The organism is Paenibacillus sinopodophylli, from assembly GCF_005930355.1.
In the GTDB taxonomy this organism is placed as follows: Bacteria; Bacillota; Bacilli; order Paenibacillales; family Paenibacillaceae; genus Pristimantibacillus; species Pristimantibacillus sinopodophylli.
The window spans coordinates 1-2,437 of record NZ_VDBO01000038.1 but is presented as its reverse complement, the minus strand read 5'-3'; the positions used below and the strand labels follow the sequence as shown (position 1 = coordinate 2,437).

Genomic DNA, 2,437 nt, shown 5'->3' with positions numbered 1-2,437 from the left:
TCAGTTTCTGATCCAGCTCCCGCATCCGCTGTGCCGTTCGATCCAGCCTCGACCGGATGCTTCTTCTGGCTCCAATGGAGGAATCGACTTGATACACCGTCGAAGACAAGCTGCCATGAAGCTGCGCGCATTTCTGCATGCCCTGGCTCAGCTTCGGCTTGGCGGCTTCGATGGCATTCAAATCTATTCGAATCATCGACAAGTCCTGCACCATCCCATCTCTTAGAGCATCCTGCTCTCATGAGCAGCCCTGCTTTCGCTGTTCTTAAAGAAGAGAAGCGGAGAGACACCTTTCACCCTCTCCCCTTCCTTCCGTCTAATGCGTACCCGACACTTTCAGATCGTCTCCAGATGATTTTGTAATGGAATACACGTTAATCACCGCGTGGGGAATATCCTTTAATGACCTCACCGGAAATCCGGGGAAAGCAATCTGTCCATTCGCATTCGGTGATTCATAGTTCAAAACAAAGGTATCTCCGACCGCTTTAATATCCGCTGTCATGAGCAGTACATGGGTCGTGCTCTTACGAAAAGCTTGGATATTCGCTGTTGTCGGGCTCTTTCCCTTCTCTACTGCAACCGCCGATGAAGGCAGACCAAAGCTGTAATGCCAGCGCTGTGCTTGCTCTTGATAGAGCAGTTCCGGCAGCTTCTGACCCGGGTTCTTATCCCATCCATTTGTCGTCGAACTGCCAATATAGGTCCGATTCCTGCCCGATGGATACAGGATTTGGGCCGTGCCGTACGGGTAGTTCGCTCCATATGGCGTCCCACCAGGGCCAATATTCGGATCGAGCCCTAAGTTTTGCTTATACGTCGCAACCTGATCGGTGACCTCTAATTCCGCTGCGCTTACATTCCGCCGACCAGCTTCGGTTGTCCAATCCAGCGATTCGACATGGGGATAGATCGTAGCAGGGTCCCAGCCCGGCACTGCTGCACCGAACTTATTGATCACCTTATACTGTCCTTTCACATCCATATAGATGTCGACTTCCTTCACCGCTCCCGTTTGCAAATCCATCGCGTAGTAGTAAGGGATGATTTGCAAGCTGTCGTAGTAGTTCCCGATGGTCTGAATATCCGTGAGCGTTTTGTAGCCTATCCGAATCGGCTGCTTGATCAGCGACTGGATGTTGTTCTTCTCCGGCGACAACGGGAATAACACCGGATCTTGCCGCAAGTGTGGCAGCAGTCCATAGGTATCCAGATACCCTCTCGCGCTTGTGAGGGCTTCCCCGCGGATGTCCGTCTTCTCCCCTACAATCCGGTTCTGTCGGTTCGGATTCACTTTCTTCACGACGTTTGGAATGAGCCATTGCACTGGAGACAGCGGCATTTTAAAGAGATTGGAATACCGGAAATCCCCCGTGTCCTCGATCGTCATATTCCCGATTCGGCCCACCACGTCGATATTGTATTTCTTGTTCGCGCTATGCCTGGCGCCATAGTTCCCATACCTGACTTTGTTCGTCGTGGCATCGTTATCTTCTTCCCCATTAATGGCAATGCTGCGATACTCCACCATGGCGCTTATTCGCTCTTTGTTGGCCAGCGGCACATAAAAGGCGAAGGTTTCTTGCTCTACCGGCAGATCAATCCATTCGTTCGCCGTGTAGAGGACATCGTCTAGGATGACGTTGAACGCAAACCGCACCGCTTTTTCCTTCGTCCACGCTGTCGTGCTCATGTTATCCGTGAACCCTTTGCCACGATCCGAGCTCACGTTCAGCAGTCCTTGTCCACCATTGCCGTAAAAGTTCCCTCGGTTAGGAAAGTAGACCGTGAATCCATGATCCAGCAGAATAAATTTGCCTGGCGTATACGGCCTTGACCCCACGACAACGGTCGCATCTGGATCGGTCGTTATGGGAATGAGCTCGTACGCGCTATCCGGCGGTACCGCTACGCCGGGATCCGTCATGACGTCCGCGATGATCGTAGGCGTCCCGACCGCGGGCTGCCCTGGCGACTGAATCCTCACATAACCGTCTCCCGCTTGACCGACTTGTGTGCCTCCCGCTGGTTTCGGCATAGATAGATTACCTTGCAGAACCACCGGAGTCGATAAGCTGATATCGACGTAGTTGGTTCCGCCATAGGACCATCTGCTATCGTCCCCGTGCCGAACCTGTCCGCCGTAATAGCCGCCTCCGCCTCCGCTCTCGTCGTTCGGATTGCTAGCGGAGTGACGTCCTGCGTCTCCGTTCTCTCCCTGTCCGATGCTGTCGGAGGTTTTGGCATGCCCGCCATATGCTTCCGAATTCCCGATGGTATCGCCTCCGCCTCCGCCAGCCACGATGAGCTTAGCTCCGCCAGTCGATACCGATTGTACGTTGATCGTGTCCACCGCTACGGTAGAGATGTGGGGACCGTTGGCCAAATCGAAGCGCAGCCTATTAATCGTGCCTCTCCAATTCGGATGCGTCCCGAT

General features: G+C 53.6%; 2 protein-coding genes. Both read right to left on the bottom strand.

The window, feature by feature from the left end:
• A partial coding sequence (locus FGT79_RS30500; protein WP_138756579.1) for a hypothetical protein occupies positions 1-242 on the bottom strand: 242 nt, incomplete at its 3' end.
• Between the two features lie 74 nt (positions 243-316).
• On the bottom strand, positions 317-2,437 hold a 2,121-nt coding region (locus FGT79_RS31475; protein WP_212758669.1), incomplete at its 5' end, for a hypothetical protein.